Source organism: Vibrio sp. SG41-7 (assembly GCF_014164465.1).
Classification (GTDB): domain Bacteria; phylum Pseudomonadota; class Gammaproteobacteria; order Enterobacterales; family Vibrionaceae; genus Vibrio; species Vibrio splendidus.
This window is the reverse complement of sequence record NZ_JACJFF010000091.1, coordinates 1-19,012: the sequence shown is the minus strand read 5'-3', so window position 1 is coordinate 19,012 and position 19,012 is coordinate 1. Positions and strand designations below refer to the sequence as shown.

12 protein-coding genes and 2 pseudogenes are annotated in these 19,012 nt (G+C 44.3%); 8 read left to right on the top strand and 6 right to left on the bottom strand.

The window, feature by feature from the left end; genetic code table 11:
• Window positions 1–120: 120 nt before the first annotated feature.
• Window positions 121–783, top strand: a pseudogene (locus H5300_RS19500) (GGDEF domain-containing protein); the annotation flags it as partial.
• A gap of 169 nt (window positions 784–952) precedes the next feature.
• Here H5300_RS19500 and H5300_RS19495 read toward each other — a convergent pair.
• Window positions 953–1,498, bottom strand: coding sequence for a GNAT family N-acetyltransferase (locus H5300_RS19495; protein ID WP_004731280.1), 546 nt, complete (start codon window positions 1,496–1,498; stop codon window positions 953–955).
• 166 nt (window positions 1,499–1,664) lie between these two features.
• Here H5300_RS19495 and H5300_RS19490 point away from each other — a divergent pair, with 166 nt between their 5' ends.
• The 3 genes from H5300_RS19490 (at window position 1,665) to H5300_RS19480 (ending at window position 4,951) form a co-directional block, all read left to right on the top strand.
• Window positions 1,665–2,807 (top strand): fatty acid desaturase, encoded by a 1,143-nt coding sequence (locus tag H5300_RS19490; RefSeq protein WP_182796641.1) that lies wholly within the window; start codon window positions 1,665–1,667, stop codon window positions 2,805–2,807.
• A gap of 279 nt (window positions 2,808–3,086) precedes the next feature.
• Window positions 3,087–4,457 carry an endonuclease/exonuclease/phosphatase family protein gene (locus H5300_RS19485; protein WP_182796640.1) on the top strand — a complete coding sequence of 457 codons (1,371 nt, stop codon included), beginning with the start codon at window positions 3,087–3,089 and terminating at the stop codon, window positions 4,455–4,457.
• A gap of 203 nt (window positions 4,458–4,660) precedes the next feature.
• Window positions 4,661–4,951 carry a putative quinol monooxygenase gene (locus H5300_RS19480; RefSeq protein WP_061025548.1) on the top strand — a complete coding sequence of 97 codons (291 nt, stop codon included), beginning with the start codon at window positions 4,661–4,663 and terminating at the stop codon, window positions 4,949–4,951.
• A 230-nt stretch (window positions 4,952–5,181) separates the two neighbouring features.
• Here H5300_RS19480 and manA read toward each other — a convergent pair whose 3' ends face one another.
• The 4 genes from manA to mngA all read right to left on the bottom strand — a co-directional run bounded on the left by manA (window position 5,182) and on the right by mngA (window position 12,410).
• Window positions 5,182–6,369, bottom strand: a complete 1,188-nt coding sequence (manA, locus tag H5300_RS19475) for a mannose-6-phosphate isomerase, class I (RefSeq protein WP_108186236.1) — start codon at window positions 6,367–6,369, stop codon at window positions 5,182–5,184.
• Window positions 6,370–6,371: 2 nt separating this feature from the next.
• The gene (locus H5300_RS19470) at window positions 6,372–7,538 is read right to left on the bottom strand and encodes a glycerate kinase (protein ID WP_182796639.1); all 1,167 of its coding nucleotides are present in this window, start codon (window positions 7,536–7,538) and stop codon (window positions 6,372–6,374) included.
• A 45-nt stretch (window positions 7,539–7,583) separates the two neighbouring features.
• Window positions 7,584–10,238, bottom strand: a complete 2,655-nt coding sequence (gene mngB / locus H5300_RS19465) for a mannosylglycerate hydrolase (RefSeq protein WP_182796638.1) — start codon at window positions 10,236–10,238, stop codon at window positions 7,584–7,586.
• A gap of 237 nt (window positions 10,239–10,475) precedes the next feature.
• The gene (mngA, locus tag H5300_RS19460; protein WP_182796637.1) at window positions 10,476–12,410 is read right to left on the bottom strand and encodes a PTS 2-O-a-mannosyl-D-glycerate transporter subunit IIABC; all 1,935 of its coding nucleotides are present in this window, start codon (window positions 12,408–12,410) and stop codon (window positions 10,476–10,478) included.
• 317 nt (window positions 12,411–12,727) lie between these two features.
• Between mngA and H5300_RS19455 the strand changes: the two genes are divergently transcribed.
• From H5300_RS19455 to H5300_RS19440, 4 genes are all read left to right on the top strand, one after another.
• Window positions 12,728–13,444, top strand: a complete 717-nt coding sequence (locus tag H5300_RS19455) for a GntR family transcriptional regulator (RefSeq protein ID WP_004731293.1) — start codon at window positions 12,728–12,730, stop codon at window positions 13,442–13,444.
• Between the two features lie 231 nt (window positions 13,445–13,675).
• The gene (locus tag H5300_RS19450) at window positions 13,676–14,572 is read left to right on the top strand and encodes a hypothetical protein (protein ID WP_017086863.1); all 897 of its coding nucleotides are present in this window, start codon (window positions 13,676–13,678) and stop codon (window positions 14,570–14,572) included.
• Between the two features lie 191 nt (window positions 14,573–14,763).
• Window positions 14,764–15,516: a YdiY family protein gene (locus H5300_RS19445; RefSeq protein WP_017086862.1), complete on the top strand. Its 753-nt coding sequence runs from the start codon at window positions 14,764–14,766 to the stop codon at window positions 15,514–15,516.
• Window positions 15,517–15,749: 233 nt separating this feature from the next.
• Window positions 15,750–16,661: a 2OG-Fe(II) oxygenase gene (locus tag H5300_RS19440; RefSeq protein WP_017086861.1), complete on the top strand. Its 912-nt coding sequence runs from the start codon at window positions 15,750–15,752 to the stop codon at window positions 16,659–16,661.
• A gap of 222 nt (window positions 16,662–16,883) precedes the next feature.
• On the opposite strand, the pseudogene H5300_RS19435 reads toward H5300_RS19440, so the two are convergent.
• Window positions 16,884–18,887 (bottom strand): annotated as a pseudogene (locus tag H5300_RS19435) (efflux RND transporter permease subunit); the annotation flags it as partial.
• Window positions 18,888–19,012 lie beyond the last annotated feature (125 nt).

The window sequence follows — 19,012 nt, the reverse complement described above, 5'->3', positions numbered from 1 at the left end:
GGTTTAGAGCCGGCTTCCGACAGCAGACTCTGGAGGGCCTACCTCCATCTCTTCGTGAGCTTATGCTCATCTTCCTGTTTGCCTTCCTTAGAAAACAGGGTTCAGTGCCCACGGCACACTCTCGTTGGCCTTGCCCCTCAGCTTTATGAAGCAGAGCCTAGTCACGAAATAGAAACCATTTCCGTATACGCTTCAGCTTATATTCTTATTGCAGCTTCTTGTTTAAGACGAGATTTCGAAGTGCATAAACGATTTACTCAATCCGAACAGCTTCGTAAACAAGCAATACAACTCCGCAAGCAATCCAATATGTTTGAAGCCCTTTCTTATCAAGATGCGCTAACGGGTTGCTACAACCGCCTTTATCTTCATCAGGTGATCGAACCAAGCATAGACCGTCAGTTATCCATAACATCGATCATGATAGATATTGATCATTTCAAATCGATTAACGACACCTACGGCCACCAAATGGGTGATATGGTGATCAAAGAACTGGCCGATGAGATTCAAAAAAGGCTACCAACCAGCAGTAACTGCTTTCGATACGGCGGTGAAGAGTTTTTGGTGATGGTCCAAGGAGAAACTGAGGCTTCAATTGAATCGCTAGTTAACTCCCTATTAGAATCTCCTTCTCTCCTTCGGTTAGAAGTAACGATTTCAATCGGTGTGAAACATGCGTCACAGGCTCTCGGCTCTGTCGAACAACTTATCGACGATGCCGATCAAGCACTCTATATTTCGAAGAAGAGCGGTAGAAATAAGATCACATGGAGTGATTAATCGCCCAGTATTTTACGCGCCTTAGCGATTCATTTAAATGACCACTAATCCAATCAAAAAAGCCCCGAACAATTGAATGCTCGGGGCTTTTGTCTTTGTTCTTGTGCTTTAAAATAGCTTCGTTAAGAACCTGCTACTCAGCAAAAAACCAGTATTCAACAAGAATCGACTAAGAATACACAACGCTCGCTGTTTTCTGTTCAAGTTCAACGGGAGAGCTCCAAGAAATCACTTTTTCATTCACTTGGCTGCCACATGGTGCGTTCCAAACTTGCTCTAGTTCTTCTTTGCCACCAATCGCCTGGTAAAAAGCAATCGCTTGGTGGTTCTCAGACATCACCTCTAGGTAAAGCCCCGAATCAGAATAGTATTGCTGCAACCACTTTGACAATTCAGACAATAGACGCTTGCCAACACCACGACCGTGGTAATTATTGTCTACGTGTAACGCATCAATGAACGTACCACGTTCAAAGTTGTGATTACCAAACGCGCAGACAAAACCAACCAGTAAACCGCCTTCTTCAAGCAATAAAACATGTTGGTTGAAAGGAGGATTAATCAAACGAGTCTGCCAAATAACAGATCTGTCCTCCAAAACATCATTTTCTAGGTAATCATCAGCAAGAATGCCACGGTAATATAGCTTCCAGCTATCCGCGTGTAATTGGGCAATCCGCTCATAATCTTTATATTCAGCTACCTTAATTTCCATTTATTAGCCCTTAGTACTTCCATTTATGACTTGCTACTACATTTCACACTACCTTTATACAATATTTAAGCAAAACATACTAATACACGTTTACACTTTCAATATTGACTTACACGTGTACGCTGATATTCTAGCGAACAGATGTAAGCTCAATGGAAATTTACTAATGAATAGTGCCGAAAAACCATCAACAAAAAAGCCACCACTAATCTGGCTCAATATTTTTGTTTTCTCTTTTAGTATGCTGCTTGCTGTTGTCGCGGCTCCCGTTTATGGCTACTTTTTTGGCTATGGTATGGAGCACTGGATATGGCTAGCGATCTGTTTTACGTTCTGTAACCTTTCTATCACGACGGGTTATCACCGCTTATGGTCGCACAAAGCATTTGAAGCGCATTCAAGCCTAAGATTTCTATTTGCATTAGGTGGCGCATTTGCTCTACAAAACAGCGCGCTACACTGGTCTTCTGATCACCGTGTGCACCACAAGCATGTCGATAACAACGACAAAGACCCATACTCAGCAAAGCGTGGCTTTTGGTATTCGCACATAGGCTGGATGATTCGTAATTACAACACTGCAATGTACACAGATTACGAAAATTGTCGCGACCTGAAAAAAGATAAGATTGTTATGTGGCAGCACAAGCATTACGTTTTATTGGCATTACTTATGAACTTCGGTGTTCCAATCGCATTAGGTGTAATTTACGGTGACGTGCTTGGCATGTTGTTAATTGTGGGTGCAGTTCGTTTGGTCCTCAACCACCACACCACATTCTTCATTAACTCTCTTGCTCACATCTGGGGTAGTCAACCTTTTACCGACAAAAACACAGCGCGTGACAACGGTGTGCTAGCGGTGCTCACTTTTGGCGAAGGCTACCACAACTTCCACCACATATTTGAGAACGACTACCGTAACGGCATCTACTGGTGGCAATACGATCCAACAAAATGGTTGATTAAGAGTGCTTCTTTAATGGGCTTAGCAAGCAAGCTTAAGAAAACACCACAAGCTCGTATTGAAAAAGCTGAAGCGTCAATGCTACTTAAACGCACCCAGCAAAAAATCATGCATCGTGCCGACAAGCAACAAATAGCAGAGAAGCTTCAACAAGAGTTTGATGCTCTAGTATCAAACATGAACGAGTATTACGAAGTTAAAAAACAGCTGCTTGAAAGTAAGCGCGAAGACGTTGTGAAGAAGTACGAACACTCAGTACTTAAGGTTCGTTACCAACAAATCAAAATGAATTTTGAACAGCAGAAGAAAAATTGGGCGATGACAGTGGAACAATATGCTTAAAGTAAAGCAATACGCTTAACACCCCAATAACAACACTGTTTGATTCTTATTCAAAAGCCCTCATATTGCTATGAGGGCTTTTTTAATTCACAGCTCTAATTAAACCCATGAATTTTAAGTCTTTATTCTAATAAAAGACACTAGTTCCAAATGTCACATTTTCAATGCAACAAGATGTCACCTTGGAGCTCCACCTGTGACAAGTATCACTTACAGCATGATGTCCATCTCATAATATGCGCGTCCCAAATTTCTTTCAGCAAATAGCGGACCCACTTTATGAAATTGTTAAAAACATCTATCGCTTTCGCCATCTCTTCCGCACTTTTGATCGGGTGCAGCAGCGACACTGATTACGTTCAACCTGAAGAAGTAAAGATCGCGACTTACAACTTGTCTTTTGATCGTGCCACCTTCCAAGACCTTGTAACGGAAATGCAGATTGAGCCAAGCGCTCAAACAAAACTAGTGACCGACTATTTGGATAACACGATTGATGACGCTGGCAAAGAAACGGCAGCAAAAGTTATTCAGATCCGCAACGTTGCAGCTGTGATTCAAAAGAATCGCCCTGACGTGCTTATGATGGCTGAATTTAACAATGACGGCACAGGTACTGATAAATCAGCGCTAGAAGGTTTTCAAAAGAACTATCTCTCTGTCGCTCAAAGTATTGAAGGTGCAGGTGGCGACGCAAACTTAGAGCCAATCTCATACCCATACTTTGAAAGCTACTCAACTAATACAGGTTTACTAAACGAATTTGGTTTTGATTTAGACAATGATGGTAACGCTGGAACACTGCCAGGAGATGCGTGGGGCTTCGGTTTGTATCATGGGCAATACGCATTTGCTCTGATGTCAAAATATGAAATCGACACAGCCAACACGCGTACATTCCAAGAATTTAAATGGAAAGATCTCGAAGGTGCTACTATTCCAACAATCACTGTTTGCGACGATCCTAGTAAGTTCCCAACAGGTATGGTTTGCGGCGATGAGTGGTACACGAACGACGAATGGGCAGAAGTTCGCTTGTCTTCAAAGAACCACGTTGATGCGCCAATCCTCATCCCAACCAAAGATGGCACAGAAACTGTTCACTTACTGATGTCGCACCCTACTCCGCCTGCTTTCGATGTAGGTAAGAACATTGAACAGAACGCAGCCGAAGTAGACTTCTGGCACCAATATATCCAAAACAAATCGTTCATCTATGACGACTCTGGAAAAACGGGTGGCCTTGAGCAAGGGCAACACTTTGTCATGATGGGCGATCAAAACCTAGACCCAGTAGATGGCGACGGTATTAGTTCTGTGATGCAAGACTTGCACAACGATGCATTAGTTAACCAAGATGTCACCAATGGCAGCTTATATCCGACAAGTTACGGTGCTGCTGAGCATGCCGTCGATAAATCATCATCTCACCCACAGCCAAACCGTATCACTTCGACGTTTGGACTTGCTGTAGACTACGCACTGCCATCAGCTACATTAAACATTGTTGAATCTGGTGTTTATTGGTCAGCTTCGTACGAAGAAGGACGCAAGCTATTCAATGACTCACGAATTGGTGATTATGGTAACGGTAAAGATGTTTCATCTGACCACCGCATGATCTGGGTAAAGGCTGATTTCAGTAACTAACCCATTCAATTGAGACCTACCAAGCCCTCTTGTTTCTATGAGGGCTTTTTAATAAGCGTAACCTATTACCACTAGCTCTATGCTCTCGAGTTTGAATTGTGGATGCTAAGAACCATAGTTATTGGATCCCAGAACTCTTTTTTCAGTCTGAATTTATACTTATATTACTTGCACTTATTGAGTGGAACATCGAGGAATAAAGAATGGGCAAGCTAACGATTATTGCAACAATCGTCTCTAAAGAAGATAAGATTGAGTTAGTGAAATCAGAGATGATTAAATTGATCGACAAAACCCGTGTTGAAGACGGCTGTATTAACTACGATCTGCACCAAGATAACAGTAACCCTGCTCACTTCGTTTTTCATGAGAACTGGGAGTCTGAAGCTCATCTAGAGAAACACTTAGCGAGCCAACACATCGCCGAGTACATGGCTGCGACTGAAGATTGTATCGAAACCTTTGTGCTTAATAAAATGACTCACATTGCCTAACCAGTCACTCAGTACTGATTCAATAGAAAACCCTGCTCTGATCGCAGGGTTTTTCGTTTCTACAAGCTTATATCTGCTCATTCTAATAATGAAAAAACCCGCCAGAGTAGCGGGTATGGTCAATAATCATGACTGTCAAAGACAGATAGGTAACAACCATCAATCCAATATTGAGAGCCACCTTGCAGTGGCACTCTGACATTTCTTTTGCTTTAACTAGCACGGGGGCACTAGTTAAAAGCACGAGCCAAAATGCCATTCCCTTGATATTGGTAAACACTTGAATTACTACTTACAAAGACCGATTCTCCAGGCTTAAGAGAAACTGTACGACCTTCTGAGGTGACGGTCGCCTCTCCTTCCACACAGAACAAGATCTCCGCGCTACGTAGATACTGTGACTTGCTCTCATCAGTCGCAGATAAGATATCAAATCCAAAGTCATCCACAGGAATCGGATAGCTCATCTTGCCCTCTTTCAATACAGGCTTAAGGCGAATATCTTCTGGCTTAATCGGCTCAAAGATCGTGTTGTCGATAAGCTCAGGAACGTCTATGTATTTAGGTGTGAGACCGGCACGCAGCACATTGTCTGAGTTTGCCATGATCTCCAAGCCTGTGCCTTGAACATAAGCGTGAGGTGTTTCTGCGAACAGGAACATCGCTTCACCGGGCGCCAGTTCAACCGTGTTGAGCATCAATGGTGCAAACAAACCAATATCGCCCGGATAGTGCTGTTTGAATTCAATGCTGTATTGCAGAGCTTCACGCCCCATGACCGTTTTAGCTGGTCGCGCATGTGCAGCATAAAGCTCATTAAGCGCAGACACTTTGCGGTCACCTTCAAGAGACATAATTGCGCTAAAGAAAGACTTCAGAGAATCACTGTCGGCATTGGCTTTAAGTACATCAAGCTCAATCGCTAACGAAGGAATATCCGCTTCTTCGAACAAGGCAATAATATCGTCGATTGGACGAAAGCCATTCATCGCTTTGTAGAAGGTCAACGCATAAACCAACTCAGGCTTGTGGTTTGGATCTTTGTAATTACGATTTGACGCATTCAAAGGGATACCAAGTGCATTCTCTCGCTCAAAACCTAATTCAGATTTACGCTTATTCGGATGAACCTGAATCGACAAAGGTGTTTCAGCTGCTAACACCTTAAATAAGAAAGGTAGCTCACCGAAACGTGCCGCCGTGTACCCACCTAAGACATCGATCCTATTTTCATCAATCATGTGAGAAAGCGGCTCACCGGTATCGCCTACTTTGGAGCAACCATTAGGATGAGCACCCATCCAAATTTCTGCTTGAGGCTCTTGGTTTGGGTTCACAATACCAAACAGTTGGTTAATGGAGTCTTTGCTTCCCCATGCGTAGTTTTGAATAACGTTATCGAGTTTAAATAGAGACATAATTACTTCTCATTAAAAATCTGGCTGCCAAGCTTGAGCGTGGCGGCGATATTACGGGCAGTGCGAGTCAGGTTTTGATTCGCTTCTGATAAAACTTGGTCTAAAGACTGAGGTGAACGTACGGTTCCAAATAGGCTAGACATTGAGCCGTAAAGTTTTTCAACGTCTTGCCCCAAAGAGCCCGCAATTCCAATAGTTGGAATACTCAGCTTTTGAGCTCTCTGAGCGATGCCGTAAGGTGTTTTACCTTGCAGGGTTTGGTTGTCCATCTGCCCCTCTCCAGTTACGACCAGTGAAGCACCTTCAAGAACCTTATCTGCATCCAAGGCATCTAATACCACCTCAATACCTGCTTTAATTTGGATATTGAAGGCAAGACTTAACCCCAATGGCGTACCACCAGCAGCACCAAAACCAGCTGTGTCGCGATGATTAGTACCCGTATGTGCTTGAGCGATATCGGCAAAGTGACCGATCGCAGTATCAAGTTGTTTAACTTGAGATTGTGATGCTCCCTTCTGCGGGCCAAACACGGCACTGGCTCCGCTTTCGCCACACAGTGGATTGCTCACATCACATGCGACCACGAACGTCACTTCTTTGCATCTAGGGTGTAGTCCATCAAGATTGATGCTTGCTAACTGGCTTAACTCGGCGCCGCCACCAGATAGCTCGTTGCCTTGTTTGTCGAATAACTGGCCTCCCAAGGCTTGTAAGATGCCAGCACCCGCGTCATTGGTGGCACTACCGCCCAGACCAATGATGATTTGTTCCACGCCTTTATCTAACGCATCTCTAATCAGCAACCCTGTGCCGTAAGATGATGCTGTAAGAGGTGATCTTTCTTCTACGGTTAATCGGTCTAAACCCGACGCTTGGGCAAACTCTACCAAGGCAGTGTTTACGCTTTTTCCATCAACCTGTTGTACAAGTGAAGCCCAATAAGCCGTGCATTCACGTCCAATTGGATCCATCGTTTGTAACCGTTGTTTCTTACCATTGAGCGCCTCTAGCAACACGTCTACCGTGCCTTCTCCGCCATCAGCGAGGGGCATTTTCACAAACTCTGCGTGAGGGAAAACGTCAGCAAACCCACGCTCAATACAAGACGCAACTTGATGAGCGTCGAGTGATTCTTTAAATGAATCGGGGGCAATTACAATTTTCATTGTCGTTCACCATTCCCGCCCACCAAGGTGAGCGGGTGATTAAAATTAGAATTTAATTTGGAATGTTTTTGCTTGGCAAGATGCCAATTCACCAAAAGATAAGTCGCCAAAGGTTTCTGTTGCTACATCACCTTCGCGTACGCGCTCGTCCATGCTTGTCTCTTTCCAACTTGAAACGGTTTGAGTGAAGGAGATTGAATCTGACACTGAACCTGTTTCTGCCGGGTTGTAGACACGCATGATCAACGCATCTTCGTCTTCCGCTTTCTTCAGTACGCTTAGTACTGCGCCTGATTGTTGCTTAGACAGAAGGCTAAAGCTCATTGGTAGGTTTTGCTCGCCTACGTTTAGCTTCATCGCGTTGTAAGGGATCTTGTTGTAACATTCGATCTGAGTGACATTGTCACGTGCTTGCGCCATGATGTTCGCGTCAATATGGTTGCCAGAGAAGCCACACAGCGTGAATTCACACACTAGCTTGCCGCGCACTTGTGAATCAGGGGTCGGGATCTTGATACCTGAAGGACGACCCGGACGAAGCAATAGCTCTTCTTTACCTAACACGCCGATACCGCGGAATAGTGTCAGTGCGAAGGTATCTCTATTCTCGCCACCTTGGGATGCAATCACCTCAAATTCACGCAGACCATTCGACATAATCGCCATACCCGCTTTGCCGTTTTCTAGCGCTGCGAAGTTCATTAACTGATACACAGGAACTGGCGCTTCTTTCCACTTTTCTTCTTCCCAAACTGCCATTGCAGGGTCATTGGTTGGTCGAGTAATACAACCGAACTGATTATCTGCAACCACAGTTTCAGAAACGAATGGTGTTGGTACTAGCACACGTACACGGTGGTCGTCGGCTTGGTTGTCTAGCTCCATGCGTACTTCGATGCGGCGAGAACCTTGCTTCAATACCACTTGGCATTGCGCTTCAACGAATCCGTTTTGACCCGTGCGCTCTTCACGCTCTGCAAGATTTGCAGGTACGTTCATTCGGAAAGCGATGTTCGCTACCGATTGGAAGCCTTGGTGGGCAATTGATGTTTCTACCGAGAATTCATCTGAGTACAGTAACCATTCTTGACGAGATGGAGAGTAGTCGTATTCATCGCCGTCATCAGAGCCGTCTTCTAAACGAAGGACTTGGTCGAATACTTGTTCTGTCTCTTTATCGAAAATAGTCAGAGTACCGTTGTCGTTCACATTGATTCGGTAGTACTCGTTTTCTAACAAGTAGTCCTTTTGTTCTGCAACTTTTACTGCGCCCTTCTCGTTACCTTGGATGTGTAACGTGGTGAAGCCCATTGCTGGAACACTACGTTTGATTTGAATATCAAACTCCATGAACGGGTCGTAGTTACCGTAGTGAACGATTTGGCGGTCTACTTTACCTGGGTCAATTTGGCGCTTGTCTTGGATGAAGTATTCAACTGGGTTTTGGTTTTCATCAAAGATTGAGAATTCTTGAGCGCGGATAGTGATAGTCGTGTTCACCACTTCTTCACGCTCGTACGGAGAAAGGTTGAACATTGCTAGTTTGTCGCAACCTTCGCGATCCGGCATGTGGTCAACAATCTTACGCTTGTAGAAATGAATCAGGTTGGTCGCCATGTCGTCCGCAAGGATGTAACGGTTTAGGATTTCAGCGTGAACCTTGTCAGAACAACAGCAGCCAATCGAGTCGTGAGCGTGGTTCTTCATGCTCTCTTTCCACATTTTCTCAATCAAGCCGTGGTGGTATTCGAAGCCTAATGTCCAAGCGATAGACGCTAGCGGCTCTAAGATATTTACAATCTTGTTTTCGATTTCAGCGTGGATCAGTTTGATGTCCATACGCGTAGACGAAATAGTACGGTGAACACGCATGTATTTTCCGTCGTTGAATTCGCCTTTGATTGTATCGAGTTGGTCGCGTGCTGCTTCTACTTTTTCGAATACTTCTTCAAAGCGGCTCATTGAGAATTCGCGATCTGGGTAGATTTCGCGAAGTTTGTCCATTACTTCAAAGATGTCTTTTTGAATCGGCATTTGGTCATGGCCATTCGGCAGCAAAATGTCTTTCGTTACCGATGGCTTTTCTAGCACTGGGAAGTACTTATCTAAACGAGCACGCAAGCCTTCTTCGTCTTGTGGAAGGTATTTGCCAATTGCGTAACCTAGCGGAAGCACTTGTGCCGTAACCTCACTGCCGTCGTTTGATTGCCATAAGAATTCTGTTTTATTCGTGCCATGACGCTCTGAACAACCACGCCAAAACATTGCACGCGTGATGTCGAAACCGTTATAGATCATCGGCAGTTGAGAACTCATGCTGAATGAATCTGGTAGGTAACCAATCTTCATTGCGTCGCCAAATTTCATACAGTCACGAATGCCATACATCATGTTACGTACAATTGACTCACCAGAAACTTGCATTGTGTCGGTTTGAGAATACCAAGGGCCAATAATAAGCTTGCCCGCTTCAACCAATGCTTTTACGCGTTCTGTGTTCTCTGGTTTGATCGCAAAGTAGTCTTCTAGAACAGCGGTTTGACCATCTAGAACGTAGTATTTGTATTCTGGATCACTCTCCAGACGGTTCATGATTTCTTCCATGTTGTTCACTAGAAGAATACGAGACTCTTCTGTTGTGAAATACCATTCACGATCCCAGTGCATGTGTGGAGTAATATGTACGCGTGATGTAGTCATAATCATTTACCTAAATGTGTCGCTTCGAGTAAATCTAAAATTCGAACTCAAATACGACTAAATTAAAGTTTTTCAAGGGGTTAAAATTGGCTGCCACTAAATTTAGGGTGCAGAAAACCACGCCCAGAATCTGTGTGAATAAAACCGTTAGGAGCACAGGTATTTAGGACAGCCAAGTTGTTCGTTATTTTTTATATGGTGTTTTAATTGCGAGTTAGAAGTTAGCTCAAAATTTAGTTAGTTCTGTGTTGCAGTACTTGCTTCAAACTTACCCTTTTTTACAGCATGACCACGCCACATCAGAAGAGTAACAGTTGAAATCACTGTGCCGACAATCGCAGCACCGAACCAGATTGCAGCAGCAGAGAATGCGCCCAAACCTGAATCGTGTAACAAGAAGATAGAAAAAATACCTGCACCCGGAGTCGATAGACCGATACCTGCCGCACCAACCATCGCGCCTGTAACCACAGAGCCTAGTAGGAATGAACCGATTACACGGATTGGATCTTCAATCGCCATTGGGATTGCACCTTCGGTAATACTCGCTAGGCCAAGTAGCCATGTAGATTTACCGGTTTCAATCTCAAAGTCTTTAAATAGGCGTGGAGCAATCATGGTTGAAGCCGTTACGGTGAACGCTGATACCATTTTTACTGAACCAAAGATTGCGTATGGGCCATAAACACCGTTCGCCATTGCACCTAAACAGAATGCGTAAGCGGCTTTGTTTACCGGACCACCCAAGTCGAATGATACAAACAGACCAAGAATCGCACCCAATAACAGCGCATTGGTGCCTGACATACCGTTCAACCAGTCCGTTAGACCTTGGTTTAGGAACGCTACAGGTTTACCGATAACAAATAGCATCAAGCTACCTGCCACCAAAGTACCGATCACCGGATAAAGGTAGAAAGTAAGGAAGCCGTTAAACGCAGGGCCTAAGCGAACATGCTCTTTTACCCAACGCATCACGTAACCAGCAATCAAACCCCCAACGACACCACCAAGGAAACCTGAACCAATGATGTTTGCTGCAATACCCGCGGCAAAACCAGGACCCAGTGCCGGTTTATCTGCTAATGAGTAAGCTGTGTAAGCCGCCAGTACTGGCACCATCAACGTACCCAGTAGGCCGCCACCTAGTTTGCGATACATCCATAGCCAAGAATCTTTTGTTGCGTAGAGCTCTTGCAGGTCAAAAATTTGCGCGATAAGAACAGCAACCGCAAGAACAGTACCACCAGCAACGATAAGAGGAACCGCGTAAGAAATACCAGAAAGCAGTGCTTGTTTAAGCTCAGTTTTCAACGGCAGTTTCTTCGGTTTGTCATCGGTAGCAACTTTACGTTCTGCACCATTACCTTTTTTCGACTCTTCAATCGCTTCATTAAGAATGCGTTCACCGTGCTTAATCGGTTCTGCAACTGGGGTTTCAACACGAGGAATGCCATTAAAGCGCTCAGATTCTTTAATCGCAACTTCAGCAGCAAACACACACGCTACAGCATTATTAAGTTGTTCCGCAGTTAAGCGATCTTCAATACCGTTTGCGCCTTGTTTTTCAACATGCACATTATAGCCAAGCTTTTTGCCCGCCTTTTCAAGATATTCTGCCGCCATATAGGTATGAGCAATGCCTGCAGGGCAAGCAGTAACACATACAATTGTCGGTGCATTTGTATCTAAGTTGTCTTGTTTTTCTTCTTGTTGATTGTCGCCATCAAGAAGCGCAAAGATTTCTTCAGCCGTTGTCGCTTTTAATACCGCTTCGCGAACATCGTCGTCAACCAATGTAGTTGTCAGTGCGGTAAGCAGATGCATGTGGGTAGAACCCGCTTCTGCATTTGGAATCGCAATTAGGAAGATAAGATTCACATCTTCGTCTTCATCCAAGCCTTTCCATTTCATGTCTTCTTTAAGCGTTGCTACAGCGAAGCCAGCTTCTTTAACCGCGTCAGTCTTGCCATGCGGTACTGCTAGGCCTTCGCCAAGCGCTGTCGGGCCTTGCTCTTCACGAGCAAATACTGCATCAAGATACTCTTGCTTGTTATGCAGTTTGCCTTGCTGATCCAGTTGGTCAGCAAGTGCGTAAATCGCTTCTTCTCGACTGCTAAACGTAGTTTGCAGATTTACGAGCGACTTATTCGTTAGAGTAGTAAGTTTCATAACCTTTGTCCCATAGTCACGGATTAGTACGACAGTCGTCCCTGCCGACGAGAAGAATAATACAACTTCAAGACATTTAATCCGTAATCACGATCTCATCAATACATATTTGTATTTAATTTGTATTTAAATCGTATTGGCAAATCCTTTAAGAAAGCTTGTTATGTATCGTTTAATTTGTATTATATGTACTACAAAACGCCGATACGACGCTCACACTAACCTTTAAAGCAAGGCTTATATAGAGCAAATTTACGTATTTAAGGTACAGGTTGTTAATCAAAGTCTAGTTGTTCTAGCGCACAAATGAGGCAAAAATGGCAAGACTCCCTATGTATCGCCAAATCGCAGATGCAATAAGAGAAAAGATCAGTTCTGGAGAATATAAAGTTGGAGAAGCACTCCCAACAGAAGCGCAATTGCGTGAAGTATTCTCGGTAAGCCGTGTGACGGTTAGGCAAGCGCTGAAACTACTGATCGAAAACGATGAGCTTGAAAGCGTTCAAGGCAGCGGCACTTACGTCAAAGAGAACAAGATCAATTACGACATCTACAAACAGTCGAGCTTTCAAGAAAAGTGGGCGCATTTGGATGTGGTTACACACAGTGACGTTCTGGCCTTTGAAATGAAGCCGTGTTCTTTGGCGATGTCTGAGCATTTAGATATCAAAGAAGGCGAATTGGTTTTCTACGTAAAGCGTGTTCGTTTCATAGACAACAATCCAATCACGGTTGAAGAAACTTGGTTACCTGTTGCCCTATTCCCAGATCTCACCTATCAAGTGATGCAGACATCAAAGTACGACTTTATTGAGAACACCAAAGGCATGGTGATTGATAGAAGTGAGCAAGAATTGGTGCCGATTCTTCCGCCTGAAGATGTTGCGAAACAGCTAGGTATTGACCCAGCTCAGCCTATCATTGAAAAACGTACTCGCGGTTACCTTGCCAATAACACGGTGTTTGAATACAGCCGTAACTACTTCACGTCTAACGATTACCGATTTACTTTGGTCGCAAGACGCCAAAGATAATACCCATCAGCGAGTTTCTATAATAGCAAATTGACCAACACAGAGAGCGCCTGTTCTCTGTGTTTCTATGCTGTTATTTCAATCATAAACCTAGCTTTCTCCCCAAAATATTCCTAAACCAATATCAAGCAACCTCACGAAAGATCATTCACGTTCATTTAAATACTGTTCGCGCACTTTGAACATAAACTAAGCGCCAAATGACAAGAACAACAGTCGACAGGAATGTAGATGAATACCAAACAACTTGAGGACGCGGTAAGCGAAGTGAGCTTATTCAATCAGCACCTCCACTTAATCCAATCCGTGCATACCATTCCGACCCCAAAAATGAATTGGGAGTCGATTGCGATGGAACCTGCGCCGGCAATGCCAACGGTCCGATTCGATCATAAAGTCAAAGCCATGGAAGCACTCGATGAGTACAAGCCTAACTGGCTAGATATGTTGCTGGGCAGCAAGTCGAAGTTGTACACCCTCACCAACAATATTGAGCGTGCGGCCGAAAAAGACATCGAACAATACAAAACTGAGTTTGTAAGTTGGGTTCAACACTACAGCTACTGGGCCAAAGGTAATCAGTTGTCGAAAGGCATTTTAAACAACGATAGTGGCGCCAAGCTTTCTGCCCTTTCAGAAGCGCAGCAGAACCCTATAAACGCCGCTGTAGTCGACACCAAGCTGATAAACCATAACTTTAATACCTATAAGAATGGGCACCTATTAGAAGTCAATATTCAGGTTAATAAGCACAACGTCATCCCTAAAGAGAAAAAGGTATTGTGCCAAGGCGAAGTGAAGCTTGAAACGATGCCTCTTTCTGAAAGCAACACCTTATATCGTGAGTATGTGTGCAGCTGTATTCTTAAATGCGCGCAAGATGCTTTCAACGTCTTGCCTGAGACCAGCGTCTTAATCAATGTTGAACAGGTTCTAGCTGACTATTCGAGTGAGACCATTGTTTCATGCCATGTCGAACAGGGATTACTCGAGTTCCTATTAATCGAAGATGATAAACCCTCTGAGATACTTGAATTCTTTGTGCATATTGAAGATTTCAACCCTCATCGAGGCAACGGGTTTTCTGCGATTAAAACCATCTTCTCGCCTTTGCCTATCGCGTCTTAAATCAATCCAATTTTCGATTCAATCATTGACTACTATTCACGGCTAACCTTACGTTCGTCGTGTTAAATCACTTTATAAACCAAACCATTATGTCGACACACACTACCTCACAAACAACGCGCCCATTAACCAATACAGTTTCATACACACGATCCCGAGCAAAACTGCCTTTATTTCTCATCGCGTTCTCTATGCCCGTATTTGGAGAAGAGGTTGAAGAAGTTGTACTCGAGGACGACGTCGTATTAAGCGAAGCTTCTGAGTTAAAAGAAGAAGCTGAAGAATCCCCTTTTACGACCCTGACTAAGCTCGGATTTATCTACTCACAAAACACAAGCTCATCTTTGTCGATCAACTCTGGAATCTCTGTTGGATACAAAAAAGAGAACTGGGGCCAACGAGTTCAATTTGATACCTACTATACCGATGCTGAAAACGATGAAGACGGCACCAATCGCTATACCACCAACTATGGCATTAGCTATGACCTGAACGAAGTCACCTATTTGGTCGCCACAACACGTTTTGAACACGACCACTTTGGTACTTATCGTAAGCAATTCATAACGGCTACAGGACTGGGTCGCCACTTTTATGATACTGAAAGAATCAAACTCCAAGGATCTGCCGGTCCGGGTTACCGAATCAGTAAGCGACAGTCTTCTGATGAAGAGTTTCCAAACAAAGAGAACTATGAACTGATCGTCAATGCCAATATTGATGGATCATTAACCCTAACAGAAACGTTTTCTATGGGGGCAACGGCTAACATGGCTTACGGTGAAGAGAATACCAACTACAACCTAAAGGGCTATTTGAAGAACATTCTGATGGGCAATTTGGCACTCACGTTTGATACCGAATACATTTACAATACTACGGTTGCGTCAGACCAAAGTAACGCTGAAATCTACAGTTCAATGAATCTAAACTACGATTTCTAAATAACGCTTCCCCCATCGAACTTGCAAAAGGATTTGTATGTTCGTCTAAGCTTCCCATCACTCCGTAATTTGTTCATCACTACTATTCCTGCCGCTTATTGACTTAAGCAGAACCGCTAAGCCGCTATTTGATTATATAGAAAACGTTAATTCTGTTTTGCCCTGCACCCCGTTTATCTACAAACCTTGGTGTAATAGTTTGGTCGCAAGCAAACAAAAGGAGCGAACACATTATGTTATCTAATCAACTAGAGCGCGCACGCGCCATCGATTTACCGACACGAGAAGCGATGCTTCAACGAGCTCCTTCTGTACAACAGTTTTGGGACAACAATAAGGGCTTGTTCAGCGAAGCTTGGAAAGAATGGGAAGCAAGTGCGGAAGGCAGCCAATTGGATTTCGATGATTCGCTGTTAGATGCCCGCCTGCGTGAAACTGTCAGAGAAGCTTGGCAAAATCCAACGAAAGAAATCGCGGTAAAAGACTTGCTCGAAGAGATCTCTCCTGGAGTATTTAAGTTCCAGTTCTTTGATGCTGAACGTCTCGCTGAGTTGCGTGATTACTTGGAAGCGGTCTCTAACGCACAAATTCCGCTGCGCCCACCATATGGCATAGTGCTTAACCGTGGTGGAGCGATGTTAGACAGCCGTTCAGAAGGTTATTTAGCAGCGCCAAGTTTCCAAGCGTTTTACCGAGATTTACTCGACAGTTACATGCGCCCTATCGCTCGTTTATTGTTCCCAGAAATCATGGGCTACGATACACAAACTTTTGGGTTCTCGATTCAGTATCAAGCGAATAAAGATACCTCTTTACGTCTCCATACTGATGCGTCTTCTGTCACGCTCAACATTAACGTAAATATGCCAGATGAAGAGTTTTCAGGGTCAGAACTTAATTTTTATGACCCTGCTACGGGTAAGATGAACGAAACAACATTCACGCCCGGTGTCGCTATGATTCATCGAGGAAACGTCGCACATGCGGCGCTGCCGATAACAAGTGGTGAACGTTCGAACTTGGTATTGTGGTTGTATGGAGACCGTGGACAAATACCACACCACAATTCGCTACCAGAGCCTATAGATGCGCATCAACGTTGGACGATACCAACCGTGGTTCATGACAATTTTGCACCGTTCTAGACTGTTTTGTATCGTTCTAGACTGTTTTGTACCGCTCTAGACAGCTTCGTACCGTTCTGGACAATTTCGCACAGTTCTAGACAGCTTCGCACCATGTTAAATGAAACAAACTCTCTTAGCCTTTCATGGCAATTGAGAGAATAAATACAAACGCGCCCACCATGGTCATGGTAGGCGCGTTTTAGTTTTCACTTCAATTGACTCGTCAATCTATATAGCGAGTTATGCGGGTTTCGTTCTCAACCGAGTCAGTATGTCCATCTGTTTTAGATTCGCCATACCAACGTAAGCCACTGGCACTAAGAACAGTGAGAAGAAGGTTCCGGCAGTCAAACCTCCGACCAACACCAAACCAATATTGATTCGACCTAATGAACCCGGACCATCTGCTAATGCCAATGGCAATGAACCGAGGATCATCGTCAGTGAGGTCATCAAGATAGGACGCAGCCTTGAACGTGCACTGCTGATCGCCGCTTCTTTTGCACTCACGCCAGATTTACGTTTCTCGTTGGCAAACTCCACCAGCAAAATACCGTGTTTGGTCACTAGGCCAACCAATGTCAGTAGCCCGATCTTCGAATAAATATTGAGACTTTGACCAAATACCGACAGCGTCAAAATCGCACCCACGATACACAATGGCACCGTCAGCAAGATGATCATTGGGTCGACAAAGCTTTCAAACTGCGCGGCCAATATCAAGAAGATGAAAATCAACGCTAATACGAACAGCACTTGTGCGCCTGCTGTTGAATCAACCAAGTCTTTAACTATGCCATTGAACTCGTAGCTCTGCGCCGGTTTCAATAAGCTTGGAACCGTATCATCAATGTAGGCTTTCACATCACTCGCCGTGTATCCGGGCATCAAATCTGCGGTAATTTCAGCGCTGTCTTTACCCATGAACGTCTTAAAGTTAGATTCCGATGTCACTTGTTTGATTGATACAAACTGAGACAAAGGAAGCCTTTGCCCCGACTGTGAATCCACATACAGCTTATCGAGAACCTTAAAGTCGCCGAGATCCTTTCGGTTTACTTGAACTTGAATGGGGTATGTATAACCGTCATCGGCTTGCAAATCTGCCGCCTTCACAGATCCAAGGAAGGTCGATAACGCGTTGGTTACGTTACTGTAATCAACACCAGACAACACAATCGCATTACGGTCAATCGACAAGTCATAACGTAATTGGTCGCGTAACATCGAATTATTAATGTTGGTCACGCCCTCATAACCCTCAAGCGCCTCAACGACCTCACTTGCGGTTTCAGACAGCACCGAGGTGTCGCGGTTAACCGTCGTCAGCTCAAGGATCATATTGGTCGCTATGCTTAAGTTATCTGCCGAGCGAACCTTGAAAGACATGCCATAAGCAGAGACCGAACTTTGCGCTTTGGCGATAAACTCGTTAACCAGTTCATCAGCTGACTGGTCACGCTCGCCCCATGATTTCAATAAAACGTGATTGGTCGGAGTCCCTTCGATGTAAGACAAGTTTGCCTCTACCGAACGATCACCTTTGAACACACTGTTAAGTTGCTCGTTGTTGTCGAGGTGATACTGACGCCCTACCCCTGTTGGTGGCGTTGAAGTCACCTCGACAAAACCAGTGTCTTCGGTTGGAAGTAGCACTTGAGGCATTTTCCAAACCGCCAAAACAGACAGAGCAATCAACACCAAAGCAATACAGCTCATCAGTGTTTTACGCTCAAACCATTTGCTCAGTTCTTTGGTGTACAAGTCAGACAGAACATTCAGCTTCGCATCAACTTTTTTGTACCACCTTGCTGGCTTTGTAACTGGCTTCATTAAGTAAGCACACATCATGGGTGAAAGCGTTAAAGCGACAAACCCTGAGATGATCACTGCAGCAGCTAACGTGAAAGCAAATTGTCTAAATAGATCGGCGGTTAAGCCCGACATCAGGCCAATAGGTAGATATACGACCGCTAACGTGAGCGTCATCGCTATCACAGGAAAAACGATCTCTCGACACCCTTTGATTGCAGCATTAAAAGGGGTTTCGCCCTCTTCGATATGTCGGTAACAGTTTTCAGCCACAACAATGGCATCATCGACAACTAAACCAATTGCAAGAATGATGGCCAAGATAGTCAGCACGTTGATACTAAACCCAAGTAGATGCATGACTGCAAATACACCTATCACACACACCGGGATGGTAATGATCGGAATCGAAGCCACACGAACAGAACCAAGGACTTAACAACCACCTACTAAAGTAGGTGGGTTAGTATTACGGACTGAAAGTCCGGATACGGGTCAAAGACCCGTTGTTAGTCGCTTTCAGTTCGGAAGTTATCTTCAACCTTTGGCTCAAAATG

Excerpts from the sequence above, each read along its gene's own strand:
- mngA (WP_182796637.1), bottom strand. The coding sequence starts at position 12,410 with ATGAAACTTACTACTCTAACGAATAAGTCGCTCGTAAATCTGCAAACT.
- mngB (WP_182796638.1), bottom strand. The coding sequence starts at position 10,238 with ATGACTACATCACGCGTACATATTACTCCACACATGCACTGGGATCGT.
- H5300_RS19470 (WP_182796639.1), bottom strand. The coding sequence starts at position 7,538 with ATGAAAATTGTAATTGCCCCCGATTCATTTAAAGAATCACTCGACGCT.
- H5300_RS19455 (WP_004731293.1), top strand. The coding sequence starts at position 12,728 with ATGGCAAGACTCCCTATGTATCGCCAAATCGCAGATGCAATAAGAGAA.
- H5300_RS19495 (WP_004731280.1), bottom strand. The coding sequence starts at position 1,498 with ATGGAAATTAAGGTAGCTGAATATAAAGATTATGAGCGGATTGCCCAA.
- H5300_RS19445 (WP_017086862.1), top strand. The coding sequence starts at position 14,764 with ATGCCCGTATTTGGAGAAGAGGTTGAAGAAGTTGTACTCGAGGACGAC.
- H5300_RS19490 (WP_182796641.1), top strand. The coding sequence starts at position 1,665 with ATGAATAGTGCCGAAAAACCATCAACAAAAAAGCCACCACTAATCTGG.
- H5300_RS19485 (WP_182796640.1), top strand. The coding sequence starts at position 3,087 with ATGAAATTGTTAAAAACATCTATCGCTTTCGCCATCTCTTCCGCACTT.
- H5300_RS19440 (WP_017086861.1), top strand. The coding sequence starts at position 15,750 with ATGTTATCTAATCAACTAGAGCGCGCACGCGCCATCGATTTACCGACA.
- H5300_RS19450 (WP_017086863.1), top strand. The coding sequence starts at position 13,676 with ATGAATACCAAACAACTTGAGGACGCGGTAAGCGAAGTGAGCTTATTC.
- manA (WP_108186236.1), bottom strand. The coding sequence starts at position 6,369 with ATGTCTCTATTTAAACTCGATAACGTTATTCAAAACTACGCATGGGGA.
- H5300_RS19480 (WP_061025548.1), top strand. The coding sequence starts at position 4,661 with ATGGGCAAGCTAACGATTATTGCAACAATCGTCTCTAAAGAAGATAAG.